Here is a 16,168-nt window from a genome sequence, read left to right as displayed (position 1 = left end):
CGCGTCCGGAGAAGGAAGGATTTTCCGTGGACAACCCGCTGAGGATCGGCGCCGAACCAGTCGACTACGCGCTGATCCTCGTCTACTTCGCCGTCGTCCTGCTGGTCGGGTTCGCCGCCCGCCGCAGGATCTCCAGCAGCCTGGACTTCCTGCTGTCGGGACGGTCGCTGCCGGCCTGGATCACCGGGCTGGCGTTCATCTCGGCCAACCTCGGCGCCGTCGAGGTGATCGGCATGTCGGCCAACGGCGCCGAGTACGGCATGCCGACGATGCACTACTACTGGATCGGCGCCGTCCCCGCGATGTTGTTCCTGGGCGTCGTGATGATGCCGTTCTACTACGGCTCCAAGGTGCGCAGCGTGCCGGAGTTCATGCGCCGCCGCTTCGGCCCCGGCGCGCACCTGGTCAACGCGATCACCTTCGCCCTGGCCCAGGTGCTGATCGCGGGGATCAACCTGTTCCTGCTGGCCACCGTGGTCAACAGCCTGCTCGGCTGGCCGCTGTGGGTGGCGCTGATCCTGGCCGCCGCGATCGTGCTCAGCTACATCACCCTGGGCGGGCTGTCGGCCGCCATCTACAACGAGGTGCTGCAGTTCTTCGTCATCGTCGCCGCGCTGCTGCCGCTCACCCTCATCGGGCTGCACCGCGTCGGCGGCGTCGGCGGGCTGATCGACCGGATCCAGAACAGCGAGGAGCTGCGCTCGTGGCCGGGCAACGCGCTGGCCGGGTTCGACAGCTCCATCCTGTCCGTCGTCGGCATCGTCTTCGGCCTGGGCTTCGTGCTCTCCTTCGGCTACTGGACCACCAACTTCGTCGAGGTCCAGCGCGCCATGGCGACCAGCTCGATGACGGCCGCGCGCAGCACCCCGATCATCGCCTCGTTCCCGAAGATGTTCATCCCGTTCATCGTCGTCGTCCCCGGCATGATCGCCGGCGTGCTGGTGCCCGAGGTGGCCCGGTTGAAGGCCGGCGACCCGGCCGCCGGCGTCACCTACAACGACGCGATCCTGCTGCTCATCCGCGACACCCTGCCCACCGGCCTGCTCGGCATCGCCCTGACGGGCCTGCTGGCCGCGTTCATGGCCGGCATGGCGGCCAACATCTCCGCCTTCAACACCGTCTTCAGCTACGACCTGTGGCAGCAGTACGTGGTCAAGGGCCGCTCCGACGGCTACTACCTCAAGGTCGGCCGCTGGGCCACCGTCGGCGCCACCCTGCTGGCCATCGGCACCGCGTTCATCGCCGCCGGCTACGGCAACCTGATGACCTACCTGCAGACGCTGTTCGGCTTCTTCAACGCGCCGCTGTTCGCCACCTTCATCCTCGGCATCTTCTGGAAACGCATGACCCCGGCGGCCGGCTGGATCGGGCTGGTGTCCGGCACGCTCGGCGCGATCGCCGTCTGGCTGGCCAACGAGACCGGCGCCATCACCCTGCCCGGCCAGGGCGCGGCCTTCGTCTCGGCGGGGGTGGCATTCACCGTGGACATCGTCGTGAGCGTCCTGGTCAGCCTCGTCTCCCGGCCCAAGCCGGCGGCGGAGCTGGGCGGGCTCGTCTACTCCGAGACGCCCAGGTCTCAGCGCACCGACCCCGCCGCCGCCCGGCTGCCTTGGTATCGGGCGCCGGTCAAGCTGGCGGGCATCTCGCTGGTGCTCGTCACCGCCCTGAACGTGATCTTCCGATGAGAGGAGCCGGCACATGAACGGCGACAAGGCTCGTGCGTTCGACATTCGCGTCGTCATCGGGGGGCTGATCGGGTTCTACGGCGTTGTGCTGATCGTGATGGGTCTCTTCGCGGAGACGGCCGCGGATCGGGCCAAGACCGGGGACGTCAACGCCAACCTTTGGGCGGGGATCGGGATGGTGGTGCTGGCTGCGGCGTTCGCGGTCTCGGCCCGGTTGCGGCCTGTGCTCATCGAGTGACGGCCCCCGGCGATCGCCACCGCACCGGGAAACCGCGTCTGAATCTCTCCGGCCGCAACGGACGCCCAACCGCTGTTCCGCATCCTGAATCTGCGCTTCGTCTGCTTCCATCCAGACATTAAAAGGCCACCGGCCACCCCCGTCTCCGAGGGTGGCCGGTGGCCTTGTCTCACCTGCAGCGCGCCGTGCTGAACAGAAACGCGCAATCCCGCACAGCCTCCACCCGATGCCGCCGATCGGGCATCACCAGCAGATCACCCGGCAGCGCGTCCCAGGAGTCGCCCCCGGCGACCAGCCGGACCCGCCCGTGCAGGACGTGCACCGTCACCTCGCCGGGATGCTCGCTCTCGTGGATGTGCTCGCCCTGCCGCAACGCCATCACGGTCTGCCGCAGCGAGCGGTCGTGCCCGCCGTGGACGGTGGTGGCGCTGCGGCCGCTGTCGGCTTGGCGGGCCCGCTCGACCAGGTCGCGGACGAGCGCGGTCAGCGTCACCTTGGTCATGACGCGGGCGCGCGCCGATCCCGGCGGGCTTCCAGCTCCTCCGCGCTGACCGGCACCAGCATCGGCTGCCCCGGCGCGCAGAACATGGTCACCACGAACGCCGACTCCTCATCCTCCAGATGGTTCCCGTCCTGGTAGTGGATGACGTCCCCGCCGGGCTCCCAGAACGCCTCGCCGGCCCGCAGGACCCGCACCGGGTCCCCTTCGAGCTCGAAGTTGATCGCGCCCTTGAGCACGTAGCCGAAGGCGGGCCCCGAGTGCCGGTGCGGCGGCGCGCCGGGGCTGTTGGGCGGCAGCGTGACCAGGATCGTCATCGCCTCTGCGCCCGCCGGTGCGGGCGGTGCGCCCGGCACGGTGGCGACCACGTCAAGTTTGGGCGGCGGGCCGCTCTTGTCGGGATTGTCCAGGTGGTGGCCGTGCGCGTGATCGGTGCTCATCAGCGGTCCTCCGCGAATCGGTGGCCGGTTCGGTCCGGCCGTGTACAGCTCAGACAAGACAGCGCCCCCGGCGCGTGACAACTCTCCTGGCGGCGTGTCATCCGGCGGGATGCAGCCGCACGGGCAGTTTCTGGTGACCGTTGCTGATAAGGGTGGGTATGGGGCGCAGCGTGTCGGCGGGCGCCGCGAGGGACAGATCGGGGAAGCGGTCGAAGAGCTGGCGCAGGGCCTCGGCCACCTCCAGGCGGGCCAGGGGGGCGCCGAGGCAGAAGTGCACGCCGTAGCCGAACGCCAGGTGGTCCTTCACCTGGCGGGTGACGTCGAAGGTGTCGGCGTCCGCGCCGTGCCAGTCCGGGTGGCGGTTGGCGGCGCCGTAGGCGGCCAGGATGGGCTCTCCCGCCGTGATGACCTGCCCGTCGGGCAGCTTGAGGTCGGTGACGGCGAAGCGCAGCGGCAGGTACTTGATGGCGGGCTCGGCGCGCAGCGTCTCCTCCACGACGTCCGCCCAGCTCGCCTTGCCGGCGCGGACCAGGCCGAGCTGGCCCGGGGAGGACAGCATCGTGAAGACGGCCTGGTCGATGACGTTGACGGTGGTCTCGTACCCGGCGCTGATCATCAGGATCATCGTGTCGCGCAGCTCGACGCCGGAGAGGCCGGCGCCGCCGGACTCCTCGTCGCGGGCCGCGATGAGCAGGGACGTCATGTCGTCGCCCGGCTCGGCGCGCTTGGTGGCGATCAGCTGCTCGATGTGCTCGAACAGGCGCAGGTTGTTCGCCTGGGCCTGCAGGGGGGTGAGCGTGCTGTCGAAGACGTTGTCGACGATCTGCCGGAAGTCGTCGCGCTGCTCCCGTGGCACGCCCATCAGGTGGCCGATCACCGCGATGGGCAGCGGGTACGCCAGCCGCTCGCGCAGGTCCACCACCTGACCGCCGGGCACCGCGGCCAGCTCGTCCATCAGCTCGGCGACCAGCGCCTGGACGGTCGGCTTCAGCTCGGCGATGCGGCGCGCGCTGAACGCGGGGGCGATCATCCGCCGCAGCCTGCGATGGTCGGCGCCGTACGCGGTGAGCATGCTCTGCACCTCGATCCACAGGGCGAGCGGCCACGTGCGGATCGTCTCCTGGAAGTCCGGGTAGTGGACGCGGCCGTTCTTGGACACGTCCGGGCTGGTGAGCAGGGTCTTGAGCAGGGCCGGGTCGGAGACCGCCCAGGCGCGCAGGCCGAGGACGTCCACCGGCGTGGCCGGGCCGCGCGCCCGCAGGGCCCGGTACTCGGCGTGCCGGTCGGCGCCGGCGGGATCGATGACGAAGGGAAGGGGCTGGGACACGTGTCGTCTCCTTGCAATCCGCGTCAGCAAGCGGGGCTCTGGAGACGTTGACCGGGCAGCCGGGGCAAGGCGTGACAGCATTCCCCGTCACTTTCAAGCTATAGCGCACAGGGGGTCTTGCGGCAAGACCGGGGTCGTGCCGCACAATCTACGGCTGGGGCCAGGACCTGCGGATTCGCGGGCACGAAAGCACGCGGCTGCGCGGCCGGCCGAAACAGCAACCTCACTGGACGGGCGATTCCATGTTCGATGTGATCATCGCCGGCGGCGGGCCGACCGGCTCGATGCTGGCCGCCGAGCTGCGGCTGCGCGACGTGCGCGTACTCGTGCTGGAGAAGGACGCGGAGCCGGCCAAGCACGTCCGCTCGCTCGGCCTGCACATCCGCACCATCGAGGTGATGGACCAGCGGGGCGTGCTGGAGCGGTTCCTGGAGCACGGCACGAAATACCCCATCCGCGGTCACTTCGCCGGCATCGACAAGCCCCCGCTCGACCACCTGGACACCTCCCACCCCTACACCCTCGGCATCCCGCAGCCCGTCACCGACCGCCTGCTGGCCGAGCGCGCCGCGGAGCTGGGCGCCGAGATCCGGCGCGGCTGCGAGGTGGTGGGGGTGAGCCAGGACGAGGACGGGGTGAGCGCCGAGCTGGCCGACGGCACCCGGCTGCGCGCCCGCTACCTCGTCGGCTGCGACGGCGGGCGCAGCACGGTGCGCAAGGCGCTCGGCGTCGCCTTCCCCGGCGAGCCCGCCAGGACCGAGATGCTGCTCGGCGAGATGGAGCTGACCGACGACCCGGCGGCGATCGCCGCCGCGGGGGCCGAGGTGCGCAAGACGCTGTTCACGTTCGGCGCCATGCCGCTCGGGGACGGCGTGTACCGCGTCCTCGTGCCGGCCGGGGAGGTCGCCGAGGACCGCGCCGTCCCGCCGACCATCGAGGAGTTCCAGCGGCGGCTGCGGGCCTACGTCGGCACCGACTGGGGCGCGCGCTCGCCGCGCTGGCTGTCCCGCTTCGGCGACGCCACCCGGCTGGCCGAACGCTACCGCGACGGGCGGGTGCTGCTGGCGGGGGACGCGGCGCACGTGCATCCGCCGGCCGGCGGGCAGGGGCTCAACCTGGGCGTCCAGGACGCGTTCAACCTCGGCTGGAAGCTGGCCGCCGAGCTGGCCGGGTGGGCGCCGGAGGGGCTGCTGGACACCTACGCCGCCGAGCGCCGCCCGGTGGCCGCGGACGTGCTGGACAACAGCCGGGCGCAGATGGAGCTGATGTCCCCCGAGCCGGGGCCGCAGGCCGTGCGCCGGCTGGTGGCCGAGCTGATGGACTTCGAGGAGGTGCGCAGGCTGCTCATCGGGAAGGTCACCGCGATCGGCGTCCGGTACGACTTCGGCGGCGACGAGCCCGATCTGGTCGGGCGGCGCCTGCGGGACGTGCGGCTCAAGCAGGGGCGGCGGCTGTACGAGCTGATGCGTTCTGGGCGTGGGCTGCTGCTCGACCGGACGGGCGGGCTGTCGGTCGCGGGCTGGGCGGATCGGGTCGATCACGTCGTGGACGCCGCCGAGGAGCTGGACGTGCCCGCCGTGCTGCTGCGGCCGGACGGTCACGTCGCGTGGGCCGGCGACGATCAGGGGGAGCTGCTCGACCGGCTGCCGCGCTGGTTCGGCGCCGGAGGCGCGTGACCGGGCCCATCGGACGAGGCGGCGGAGGTGCGTGACCGGGCCTGCCGGACGAGGCGGCGGAGGTGCGTGACCGGGCCTGCCGGACGAGGCGGCAGGATGCGGGTATGACGTTGTCGACGGCGTTCACCGAGATGTTCGGCGTACGGCACCCGATCGCGCTGGCCCCGATGGGCGGGTCGGCCGGAGGCGCGCTGGCCGCGGCCGTCTGCCGGGGCGGCGGGCTCGGCCTGCTGGGCGGCGCGTTCGGCGACCCGCAGTGGCTGGCGCGCGAGGCGCCGATCGTCGCGGCCACCGGCCTGCCGTGGGGTGTCGGGTTCCTGACCTGGGGGATCGATCGTGCGGCTGTGGAGCTGGGGCTGAGCCTCGGCCCGAAGGCCGTGATGTTGTCGTTCGGCGACCCCGCACCGTACGCCGAGCTGGTCCGACAGGCAGGGGCGCTGCTGATCCTTCAGGTCACCGACCTGGAGGAGGCCAGGCAGGCCGTGGACACGGGCGCCGACGTGATCGTGGCCCAGGGCACCGAGAGCGGCGGGCACGGGGCCGCGCATGGGCGCTCCACCCTGCCGTTCGTGCCCGCCGTGGTGGACCTCGTGGCGCCGGTCCCGGTGCTGGCGGCGGGCGGGATCGCCGACGGGCGTGGGGTGGCGGCGGCCCTCGTGCTGGGCGCCGCAGGGGCGCTCGTCGGCACCCGCTTCCAGGCCACCACCGAGGCCCTGGCCGATCCCTCGATCACGAAGGCGATCGTCGAGGGGCGTGGCCAGGACACCGAGCGGAGCACCGTGCTGGACGTGGCGCGGGGCTCGGCCTGGCCTGCCAGGTATCCGGCCCGCACTCTCGGGCACCCCTATCTGGATCGCTGGCGGGGACGGGAGGCGGAGCTCGCCGCCGACGACCGGGCGCTGCGGGAGTACCAGGACGACGTGGCGAGTGGCGCGATCCCGCCGCTGCCGGTGTGGGCGGGCGAGGCCGTGGACCTGATCAACGACCTGCCCTCGGCGCAGGACCTGGTCGCCGCGATGGCCGTACAGGCTGAGGAGGCCTTGCACCGGGCGGGACGCCGCTGAGGCGTCAGGCCCGGAACCCGGGGTGTGCGACGATCGTGCGGTGAGTGCCTCTTCCACCGTGCGAAAAGTAGGCAGGCCGCGAGCAGTGGCGCGACCGCGCAGCGAGCTGAGCCCGAGGGAGGAGATCCTGGCGGCGGCGGCGGAGCTGTTCACCGTGCACGGCTATGCCGCCACCACGACGAGGGCGCTGGCCGGGCGGGCCGGGATCAGGCAGGCGTCGATCTACCACTACTTCGACGGCAAGGAGGACATCCTCGCCGAGCTGCTGGAGAGCACGGTGCGGCCCTCGCTGGAGGCGGCGCGCGCCCTGGCCGGCGCGACGGCGGAGGAGCGGCTGCGGGAGCTGTGCCACCGTGACGCCAGGCTGCTGTGCGCGGGGCCGTACAACCTGGGCGCCCTCTACCTGCTGCCCGAGGTGCGCACGGAGCGGTTCGCCGGGTTCCGGCGGATGCGCGAGGAGCTGAAGGCCGTGTACGGCGAGCTGCTGGCGGCCACCTCGGCCGGGGCGGCGCTGTCCCCCGAGGACGGGGCGCTGCGCACCGACCTGCTGTTCGCGCTGATCGAGGGTGTCATCCTGATCCGCAGGGACACGCCGGGAGAGATGGCCGCCACCGCCGTCGAGACGCTGGCGGCGGCCACCGCCGACGCGGCGCTACGCCTGGCCGGTGTTCGCGACCGGCACCTGCCCGGCGGCGACGCCGGTGAGGCGTAGCCGCCGGTAGGCCAGGCCGAGGGCGACCACGGCCGCGAGGAAGACGATGGTGAACCACTGGAAGAACCAGTGGCCGGTGATCGGGGCGTACACCTCGGCCCTCGGCCAGGCCAGGTTCACCGTCATCGCGATGCCGTAGCAGAAGGCCAGCGCGTTGACCGGCAGCCCCCACCGTCCCATGCTGAACAGCGGCGTCCCGTCCTCGGCGACGCCGCCGGGCGCGCCGCCGCGCCAGCCGCCGCGCAGCCGCTGCCACAGCAGCGGGCCGGTCACCATCGCGTACGCCAGGTAGAGCAGCACGATGCAGGTGGTGCCGATGGCCAGGAACGCCTCGGGGGAGGCGAAGTTGAGCAGCAGGATCGCCGCCGCGAGCGCCCCGGTGACCAGCGCGGGCCCGGTCGGCATGCCGGTGCGGGGGGAGACCCGGGACAGCGCGCCGGAGAAGGGCACCACGCCGTCGCGCGCCATGGAGAACAACATCCTGGTGGCGGCGGTCTGGATGGCCATGGTCGCCACGGCGATCGCCACCACCACGTCGGCCAGCAGCAGCTTGCCCACCCAGTCTCCCAGGCTGCTGGTGAGCACGTAGGACAGGCCCTCGGTGGCCAGCCGCCCGTCGGTCAGGCTGGGGGCGGCGAGCAGGCCGGCGAAGATGATGAGGCCGCCGAGCAGCCCGGCCGCCGTGAGCGCGGTCAGGATGGTGCGGGGCGCGACCCGGCGCGGGTTGCGGGTCTCCTCGCTCAGCTCGCCGGCGCTGTCGAAGCCGATGAGCACGTACGCGGCGGTGAACGAGCCGACCAGCAGCGCGCCGATGGCCCCGCCCTGCCCGCCGGTGCTGAACGTGATGCCGGGCCCGTTCTCGGCGTGGGTGAACAGCAGCACGATGATGAGCACCGCGCCGATGATCTCCGTGGTGACGCCGACGCTGTTGATCCGGGCCAGGACGCGGTTGTCGATGACGTTCACGGCCGTGGTGAGCGCGAGCAGGACCAGGCCGAGTATCGCGGCGTTGGCCGCGCCCGTGGCGGTGGTCGGCGCGGGGTCGCCGCCGACGAGCTGGAAGCCCGGCCAGATGGACGGCAGCACCACCTGCAGCGCGAGCGCCGCGGCGGCGATGACCACGATCTGCCCGAGGATCATGATCCAGCCCGCGAACCAGCCGAACGTCGGCGTGCTGAGCCGGGTGGACCACTGGTAGATGGAGCCGGAGATCGGGTAGCGGGCGGCCAGCTCGGCGAAGCAGAGCGCGACCAGGAGCTGCCCGCCCAGCACGACGGGCCAGGTCCAGAAGAACGCGGGGCCGCCGAAGGAGTAGCCGATGGCGAAGAACTGGAAGACCGTGGTCAGGACGGAGATGAAGGAGAAGCCCGCGGCGAAGGAGGCGTACCTGCCCATGCTGCGGTGCAGCTCCTGGCGGTAGCCGAAGGTCCGCAGCGAGGATTCGTCGGTGGGTGGCGGGGGAGTGGCGGTGACGTCCATCGGGTCTCCGGGCGGTCGAATTTCTGTCGGTTGACCGATATGTACGGGCCCGGCGTTTCCGCCTCGTGACGCCGGCGTTCATCTGCCGTAACGCAAAACTCACCGCGCGGCCTGATCACTTGAGCCGCATCAGCGCCGTGAGCACCGCTTAACACGGGATTTACCGGCCCGACCCATGGGTGTTCGCGAGGCCGCCCAGCATTTCTGTCAAGCGACAGAAATTACGAGGAGCGTCGCGTGACCACACTCCAGAACGGGACCGCCACCACCGCAGGTGCGCGCGCCCATGCCCGCGCCCAGGAGGGCACCGCGGTCCACACCGCGCCGACCGTCCCGGCCTCGCGCTGGACCGATCTGCCCGAGGGGGTCGCCGCCGGCGACGTCGTCTGGGCGGACCGCATCCCCGCGGGCGGCTACGCCCACCGCGTGCTCGCGCCCGGCACCGCGATCCGGCTCACCGACCCCGACGGCGACGCCTGCGCGTCGCTGCTGCTGCACCACGCGGGCCTGCCGTGGGAGCGGCTCAACGTCGCCGACACGGTCAAGGTGCAGTGGCAGGTGTACGCGGGAGCGTCGTACCTGCTGCTCAGCGACCAGGCCAGGGTCCTGGCCACCGTGCTGCACGACGGCTCGGGACGGCACGACACCCTCTACGGCGCCTCCACCAGAGCCAGGAACGAGCGGCGCTACGGCGACGGCTCCCCCCAGGGCCCCAGCCCGGCCGGACGGGAGCTGCTCGCCCTCGCCGGCGCGAAGAACGGCCTGGAGCGGCGCGACCTGCCCCCGTCCATCTCCTTCTTCCAGGGCGTCCGCATCGACGCCGATGGGCGGCCCGAGTGGCAGGGCTCGGCAGGCCCGGGCGCCGGCGTCACCCTGCGCACCGAGCTGCCGGTCGTCGTGCTCCTCGCGAACGCGGCCCACCCGCTCGACCCGCGCCCCGGCTACACCGTCACCCCGCTGGAGATCCTCGCCTGGCGGGACCGCGTGACGACACCGGAGGACCCCCAGTGGAGCGCCACGCCCGAGGGCCGGCGCGCCTTCGAGAACACCGCCGACCACCGGAAGGGCAGGGCGCTGTGATGACCGACGCGTTCGGGGCCGAGCTGCACCGGGAGACCGTCCCGCCCCGCGCCCCCTGGTCGTGGGTGCTGCGGCGCGGGCAGGTGCTCGTCATCGCCGACCTCGACGGCAACCAGGCCGTCGACTTCCTCGCCTACGACGCCCACCGCTCCTGGCGCGCCTACAGCGCCCAGGCGACCCTGCAGGAGCAGGAGACGATCTTCCTGACGACGGGCAGCGTGCTGCGCGACAACGAGTCCGAGCCGCTCCTGACCGTGGTCGCCGACGAGGTCGGCCGGCACGACACCCTCGGCGGCGCCTGCTCCCGCGAGTCGAACACGCTGCGCTACGGCCACCACACCTACGCCCAGCACGCCTGCGCCGACAACTTCCTGGCCGAGCTGTCGAAGTACGGCATGGGCAAACGCGACCAGGTCTCCAACGTCAACTGGTTCATGAACGTGCCCGTGGACCCCGACGGCGCGCTCGGCATCGTGGACGGCATCTCGGCACCCGGCCTGTCCGTCGCGCTGCGCGCGGAGAAGGACACCCTCGTCGTCGTCTCCAACTGCCCCCAGATCAACAACCCCTGCAACGGCTTCGACCCCAGCCGCGCCCAGATGGCGGTGTACGCCGGTGCGTGAGCCTTCGCCCGGCACGCTACTGATCGCCAATCGGGGCGAGATCGCCTGCCGGATCATCCGCACCGCGCGCGAGCTGGGCCTGCGTACGGTGGCGGTGTTCTCCGAGATCGACCGGGCCGCCGCGCACGTCCGGCTCGCCGACGAGGCCGTCCTGCTGGGGCCCGCCGCGCCCGCCGAGTCCTACCTCAACGCCGAGGCGGTCCTGCGCGCCGCCAAGGAGAGCGGCGCCGACGCCATCCACCCGGGCTACGGGTTCCTGGCCGAGGACGCCCGCTTCGCCGAGCAGGTCGAGGGCGCCGGGCTGGCGTTCGTCGGCCCGACGCCCGCCCACCTGCGGACCTTCGGCGACAAGCACACCGCCCGCGCCGTCGCGGTGGCGGCCGGCGTGCCGGTCTTCCCCGGCACGGGCCTGCTCACCGACGCCGGCCATGCCGTCGCCGAGGTGGCCGCCATCGGCTACCCCGTCATGCTCAAGGCCACCGGCGGTGGCGGCGGCATCGGCATGACCGTGTGCCGCACCCCGCAGGAGCTGCGCGCCGCCTACGACCGGGTGACCGGCCTCGCGCTGCGCAGCTTCGGCTCCGCCGGCGTCTTCGCCGAGCGGTACGTCGAGCGCGCCCGCCACGTCGAGGTGCAGCTCTTCGGCGACGGCATGGGCGGCGTCGTCACCCTCGGCGACCGCGACTGCTCGCTGCAGCGGCGCAACCAGAAGGTCGTCGAGGAGGCGCCCGCCCCCGCCCTGCCGGACCACGTGCGCGAACGGCTCCACCGCACCTCGCGCGACCTGGCCGCGTCCATCCGCTACCGCTCGGCCGGCACGGTCGAGTTCGTCTACGACGCCGAACGCGAGGAGCTCTCCTTCCTGGAGGTCAACGCCCGCCTCCAGGTGGAACACCCGGTTACCGAGCAGGTCACCGGCGTCGACCTGGTCGCCTGGATGCTGCGGCTGGCCGGCGGCGACGCCTCCTTCCTCGCGCCGTACCTCGCCACCGGCGACGTGCCGGTGACCGGGCACGCCGTCGAGGCCCGCGTGTACGCCGAGGACCCGGCCGCCGGCTTCCGCCCCAGCGCCGGTGTGCTCACCCGGGTGGAACTCCCGTCCGGGGACGGCATCAGGATCGACGGCTGGGCCGAGACCGGCACCGAGGTGTCCACCGCCTACGACCCGATGCTCGCCAAGGTGATCGCCACCGGCGGCGGCCGGGACGAGGCACTCGACCGCCTCGGTCAGGCCCTCGCCACGACCCGGATCGACGGCATCGAGGTCAACCTGGGCCTGCTGCGCGCCGCCGTCGAGATCCCCGCCTTCAGGGCCGCCACCCACAGCACCGGCACCCTCGCCGGCGTGGGCGACCCGGAGCCGCGCGTCACCGTCGTGCGCTCCGGCATGATGACCACCGTCCAGGACGCCGAGGGGCGCGTCGGCTACTGGCAGGTCGGCGTGCCGCCCAGCGGGGCGATGGACGACCGCTCGCTGCGGCTGGCCAACCTGGCGCTCGGCAACGACGAGAACGCGCCGGGCCTGGAGTGCACCGCCGGCGGACCCACCCTCGTGGTCAGCCACGACACGCTGGTCTGCGTCACCGGCGCGCCCGCGCCCGTCACCGTGGACGGGGCGGCCGTGCCGATGTGGGAGCCGGTGCGGGTGCCCGCCGGGTCCACCCTGCACGTCGGTGACTGCGCCTCAGGCTTGCGTACGTACGTCGCCTTCGCCGGAGGGCTGGACGTGCCCCTGTATCTGGGCAGTGCGGCCACCTTCACGCTGGGGCGGTTCGGCGGCCACGGCGGGCGCGCCCTGCGGCCCGGCGACGTCCTGCGCACCTTGCCCCCGTCCTCGGCCCCGACCGGTCCCGTCCCCGCCGGGCGGCGTCCCCGCTTCGAGCGGCACTGGGAGCTCGGCGTCACCGAGGGGCCGCACGCCGCGCCCGAGTTCTTCACCCGCGCCGACATCGACCAGCTCTACGCCACCCGCTACGAGGTGCACTTCAACTCCGCGCGCACGGGCGTCCGCCTGGTCGGGCCCAAACCCGCCTGGGCCAGGCGTGACGGGGGCGAGGCCGGGCTGCATCCGTCCAACATCCACGACACGCCCTACTCGGTGGGCGCACTCGACTTCACCGGCGACACCCCGATCCTGCTCGGACCCGACGGGCCCAGCCTCGGCGGGTTCGTCTGCCCCGTCACGGTGGTGTCGGGGGAGCGGTGGAAGCTGGGGCAGCTCCGGCCCGGTGACACGGTGTCGTTCGTCCCGGTCCGCGCCGCCGAAGCCGTTCCTGCGCGCTCGCTCGACCTGCCCGCGCTGGTGGCGGGCGGCGACGGCGACGACGGCGTGCTGGGCAGGGTGGAGGGTGGCGTCGGGCCGGGGGTGACGTACCGGCGGCAGGGCGACGACAGCGTCCTCGTCGAGTACGGCGACCTCGTGCTCGACCTCGCGCTCCGCGCCCGCGTCCACGCCCTGCACACCGCGCTGGCCGGCCTCGCCCCCGCCGGCGTGCTCGACCTGACCCCCGGCATCCGCTCCCTCCAGGTGCACGTCGACCCGCAGGTCCTGCCGGTGCCCCGCCTGCTCGGCCTGCTCGCCGAGCTGGAGACCACCCTGCCGCCCACCGCCGAGCTGATCGTCCCCAGCCGCACCGTGAGACTGCCGCTGAGCTGGGACGACCCGGCCACCCGTGAGGCCATCGAGCGGTACATGGCCGGCGTGCGCGACGACGCCCCCTGGTGCCCGTGGAACATCGAGTTCATCCGCCGCGTCAACGGGCTCGACAGCGTGGACGACGTCTACCGCACCGTGTTCGACGCCGAGTATCTCGTGCTCGGCCTGGGCGACGTCTACCTCGGTGCCCCCGTGGCGACGCCGCTCGACCCGCGGCACCGGCTGGTCACCACGAAGTACAACCCCGCCCGCACCTGGACGGCGGAGAACTCCGTCGGCATCGGCGGCGCGTACCTGTGCGTCTACGGCATGGAAGGGCCCGGCGGCTACCAGTTCGTGGGGCGCACCACGCAGGTGTGGCGCACCCACCCGGCGCCCGGCGAGGACCCGTGGCTGCTGCGCTTCTTCGACCGGATCCGCTGGTACCCGGTCTCGCCCGAGGAACTGCTCGACCTGCGGGCCGACCTGGCCGCGGGGCGGACCTCCATCGACGCCGCCGACGGATCCTTCTCGCTGGCCGAGCACGAACGCTTCCTCGCCGCGAACGCCGCGTCCATCGCCGCGTTCCGGGCCACGCAGGCGGCGGCGTTCGAGGCGGAGCGGCGGGCCTGGGAGGAGGCGGGCGAGTTCACCCGCGCCGAGCAGGCGGCGGCCGTCGAGATCGCCGCGCCCGCCGAGGTCGTGGTGCCGGAGGGCGGTGCGCGGGTGGACGCGCCGTTCGTGGCGAACGTGTGGAAGGTGGAGGTCGCCGTGGGTGACGTGGTCGGGGAGGGGCAGACGGTGGTGGCGTTGGAGGCCATGAAGATGGAGACGTACCTGGCGGCGCCGGCGGCTGGGGTGGTGGTCGAGGTGCGTGCGGCGGCGGGGACCCAGGTCGCGCCGGGGGACTGCCTGGTCGTGATGGGGCCGCTCGCATGAGCCACCGTGAGACGGCGCCCGTTCCGGCGGACGGGCGGCCGGAGGTGTTCATCTCCCGTAGTGACGAGGCCGACGTCGCGGCCGGCCTGGCGGCGGCCACCGGGCCGCTGGCCGGGCTCAGGCTGGCCGTGAAGAACAACGTGGACGTGGCGGGCTTCCCCACGACCGCCGCCTGCCCCGCCTACGCCACGGAACCGGCGCAGGCCGACGCGCAGGCCGTGGCACGCCTGCGAGCGGCCGGCGCGACCGTCGTCGGCGTGACGAACCTCGACCAGTTCGCGACCGGCCTGGTCGGCCAGCGCACCCCGTACGGCGGCGTGCGTGACGCGCGCCGCCCGGAGTTCGTGTCCGGCGGCTCGAGCTCGGGCTCCGCGGTCGCGGTCGCACTCGGCCTGGCCGACCTCGCGATCGGCACCGACACGGCGGGCTCCGGACGGGTGCCGGCCGCGTTCCAGGGCATCACCGGCATCAAGCCGACCCTCGGCACGGTCTCCGTGAACGGCGTCGTCCCGGCGTGCCGCTCGTACGACGCGGTCACGATCATGGCCAGGGACCTGGACACCGCCGACGCCGCCATGGCCGCGATGGCGGGCGGCCCCGGCACCCGCCCCTGGCCGCCGGACGCGCCCCTGGCCGCACCCGCCGCCCCGCGCGTGGCCGTCCCCGACGACCTGACGGCCATGGACCCCGGATGGGCCGACGCCTTCACGGCCACCGCAGAGCGGCTGCGCGGGGCGGGGGCCGTCGTGGAGCCGATCAGGATCGAGCCGTTCCTGGCCGCCGCCCGGCTCCTCTACGACGGCGCGCTCGTCGCCGAGCGGCACGCCGCCGTCGGCGCGTTCGTGGACGCCCACCCCGGCGACGTCGATCCCACGGTCGGCGCCATCATCAGCCGCGCCGGGACCGTCGCCGCCTCGGACCTGGTGCGCGACCTCGAACGGCTGGAGCGGCTGCGGCAGGAGTGCCTGGGCCTGCTCGACGGCTTCGACGCGCTGCTCGTGCCGACGGCGCCCTGCCATCCCACGGTGGCCGAGGTCGCCGCGGAGCCGGTGGCGGTCAACTCGCGCGTCGGCACGTACACGAACTTCTGCAACCTGTTCGACCTGTGCGCGGTCGCGGTGCCGGCCGGGACGGTGGACGAGGGCCCGGAGCGGGGGATCGCCCAGTTCGGCGTCACCGTCGTGGCGCGGCCGTTCCACGACGCGGTCGCGCTGGACGTCGCCCGCCTGGTGGCCGTGCGGCCCGAGCCCCCCGCGGAGTTCGCCGGTGGCGCGCCGCCGCTGCCCGCCGGTCCGCTGCCGTGGCCTGCGGCGATCGCGGACGGCGGCGTCCGCTCTGTCGAGCTGTTCGTGGTCGGCGCCCATCTGGCCGGGCAGCCGCTGGAGCACGAGCTGCGGGGCCTCGGCGCGCGGTGGGGCGGGGCCGCGCGGACCGCCGCCGCCTACGAGCTGCACGCGCTGGGCACGGTGCCGCCGAAGCCGGGACTGACGCGGGTCGGCGAGGGCGGCGCGCCGGTCGAGGGTGAGATCTGGTCGCTGTCGGAGGGGGCGCTCGGCCGGTTCCTGGCCGGGCTGCCCGCGCCGATGTCGCTGGGGCGGATCGAGCTGTCCGACGGGCGGTGGGTCGTGGGGTTCGGCTGCACGCGGGAGGCGGCTTCGGCGGGGGAGGACATCACGAAGTACGGGGGCTGGCGGGCGTGGCTGACGGCCGGGTGACGAACCTGCCACGCGCCACCGCCCGAGAAGCGCCCCCCAGCCGGTGAGCGCCATCG

General features: G+C 73.2%; 13 protein-coding genes. 9 read left to right on the top strand and 4 right to left on the bottom strand.

Annotation, left to right across the window (positions count from 1 at the left end; all coding sequences use genetic code 11):
• Positions 1-26: 26 nt before the first annotated feature.
• Together FXF51_RS16855 and FXF51_RS16850 are read left to right on the top strand one after the other, a co-directional pair.
• The gene (locus FXF51_RS16855) at positions 27-1,685 is read left to right on the top strand and encodes a sodium:solute symporter family protein (protein WP_148435404.1); all 1,659 of its coding nucleotides are present in this window, start codon (positions 27-29) and stop codon (positions 1,683-1,685) included.
• Between the two features lie 13 nt (positions 1,686-1,698).
• Positions 1,699-1,923, top strand: a complete 225-nt coding sequence (locus FXF51_RS16850; RefSeq protein ID WP_148435403.1) for a hypothetical protein — start codon at positions 1,699-1,701, stop codon at positions 1,921-1,923.
• 169 nt (positions 1,924-2,092) lie between these two features.
• On the opposite strand, the gene FXF51_RS16845 is transcribed toward FXF51_RS16850, so the two are convergent.
• The 3 genes from FXF51_RS16845 to FXF51_RS16835 form a co-directional block, all read right to left on the bottom strand.
• Complete coding sequence (locus FXF51_RS16845; RefSeq protein ID WP_148435402.1) at positions 2,093-2,425, bottom strand: LuxR family transcriptional regulator; 333 nt, start codon at positions 2,423-2,425, stop codon at positions 2,093-2,095.
• Positions 2,422-2,862, bottom strand: a complete 441-nt coding sequence (locus FXF51_RS16840) for a cupin domain-containing protein (protein ID WP_148435401.1) — start codon at positions 2,860-2,862, stop codon at positions 2,422-2,424. The genes FXF51_RS16845 and FXF51_RS16840 overlap by 4 nt, the downstream gene beginning before the upstream one ends.
• 97 nt (positions 2,863-2,959) lie before the next feature.
• Positions 2,960-4,189: a cytochrome P450 family protein gene (locus FXF51_RS16835; RefSeq protein WP_222871318.1), complete on the bottom strand. Its 1,230-nt coding sequence runs from the start codon at positions 4,187-4,189 to the stop codon at positions 2,960-2,962.
• Between the two features lie 242 nt (positions 4,190-4,431).
• Here FXF51_RS16835 and rox point away from each other — a divergent pair, with 242 nt between their 5' ends.
• The 3 genes from rox to FXF51_RS16820 all read left to right on the top strand — a co-directional run bounded on the left by rox (position 4,432) and on the right by FXF51_RS16820 (position 7,641).
• The gene (gene rox / locus FXF51_RS16830) at positions 4,432-5,865 is read left to right on the top strand and encodes a rifampin monooxygenase (protein ID WP_148435399.1); all 1,434 of its coding nucleotides are present in this window, start codon (positions 4,432-4,434) and stop codon (positions 5,863-5,865) included.
• 104 nt (positions 5,866-5,969) lie between these two features.
• Positions 5,970-6,929, top strand: coding sequence for an NAD(P)H-dependent flavin oxidoreductase (locus FXF51_RS16825; protein WP_148435398.1), 960 nt, complete (start codon positions 5,970-5,972; stop codon positions 6,927-6,929).
• Positions 6,930-7,014: 85 nt separating this feature from the next.
• Positions 7,015-7,641: a TetR/AcrR family transcriptional regulator gene (locus tag FXF51_RS16820; protein WP_222871317.1), complete on the top strand. Its 627-nt coding sequence runs from the start codon at positions 7,015-7,017 to the stop codon at positions 7,639-7,641.
• On the opposite strand, the gene FXF51_RS16815 is transcribed toward FXF51_RS16820, so the two are convergent.
• On the bottom strand, positions 7,582-9,120 hold the full coding sequence (locus tag FXF51_RS16815) for an amino acid permease (protein WP_148435396.1): 1,539 nt from the start codon (positions 9,118-9,120) through the stop codon (positions 7,582-7,584). The genes FXF51_RS16820 and FXF51_RS16815 overlap by 60 nt on opposite strands.
• A 237-nt stretch (positions 9,121-9,357) precedes the next feature.
• On the opposite strand from FXF51_RS16815, the gene FXF51_RS16810 reads away from it, so the two are divergent.
• The 4 genes from FXF51_RS16810 to atzF are packed head-to-tail and all read left to right on the top strand — an operon-like array spanning position 9,358 to position 16,112.
• Complete coding sequence (locus FXF51_RS16810; RefSeq protein WP_148435395.1) at positions 9,358-10,200, top strand: urea amidolyase associated protein UAAP1; 843 nt, start codon at positions 9,358-9,360, stop codon at positions 10,198-10,200.
• A complete protein-coding gene (locus FXF51_RS16805; protein WP_148435394.1) occupies positions 10,200-10,823 on the top strand; it encodes an urea amidolyase associated protein UAAP2 in 624 nt (207 codons plus the stop codon). The genes FXF51_RS16810 and FXF51_RS16805 overlap by 1 nt, the downstream gene beginning before the upstream one ends.
• On the top strand, positions 10,816-14,397 hold the full coding sequence (uca, locus tag FXF51_RS16800; RefSeq protein WP_148435393.1) for an urea carboxylase: 3,582 nt from the start codon (positions 10,816-10,818) through the stop codon (positions 14,395-14,397). The genes FXF51_RS16805 and uca overlap by 8 nt, the downstream gene beginning before the upstream one ends.
• Positions 14,394-16,112, top strand: a complete 1,719-nt coding sequence (gene atzF / locus FXF51_RS16795; RefSeq protein ID WP_148435392.1) for an allophanate hydrolase — start codon at positions 14,394-14,396, stop codon at positions 16,110-16,112. The genes uca and atzF overlap by 4 nt, the downstream gene beginning before the upstream one ends.
• Positions 16,113-16,168: the final 56 nt, after the last annotated feature.

It is taken from the genome of Nonomuraea sp. PA05 (assembly GCF_008086045.1).
Classification (GTDB): domain Bacteria; phylum Actinomycetota; class Actinomycetes; order Streptosporangiales; family Streptosporangiaceae; genus Nonomuraea; species Nonomuraea monospora.
This window is presented reverse-complemented; position numbering and strand designations above follow the sequence as displayed.

Bases quoted from the DNA above. Each gene is read 5' to 3' on its own strand.
- FXF51_RS16850 (WP_148435403.1), top strand. From the start codon at position 1,699: ATGAACGGCGACAAGGCTCGTGCGTTCGACATTCGCGTCGTCATCGGG.
- FXF51_RS16845 (WP_148435402.1), bottom strand. From the start codon at position 2,425: ATGACCAAGGTGACGCTGACCGCGCTCGTCCGCGACCTGGTCGAGCGG.
- FXF51_RS16840 (WP_148435401.1), bottom strand. From the start codon at position 2,862: ATGAGCACCGATCACGCGCACGGCCACCACCTGGACAATCCCGACAAG.
- rox (WP_148435399.1), top strand. From the start codon at position 4,432: ATGTTCGATGTGATCATCGCCGGCGGCGGGCCGACCGGCTCGATGCTG.
- FXF51_RS16825 (WP_148435398.1), top strand. From the start codon at position 5,970: ATGACGTTGTCGACGGCGTTCACCGAGATGTTCGGCGTACGGCACCCG.
- FXF51_RS16815 (WP_148435396.1), bottom strand. From the start codon at position 9,120: ATGGACGTCACCGCCACTCCCCCGCCACCCACCGACGAATCCTCGCTG.
- FXF51_RS16805 (WP_148435394.1), top strand. From the start codon at position 10,200: ATGACCGACGCGTTCGGGGCCGAGCTGCACCGGGAGACCGTCCCGCCC.
- atzF (WP_148435392.1), top strand. From the start codon at position 14,394: ATGAGCCACCGTGAGACGGCGCCCGTTCCGGCGGACGGGCGGCCGGAG.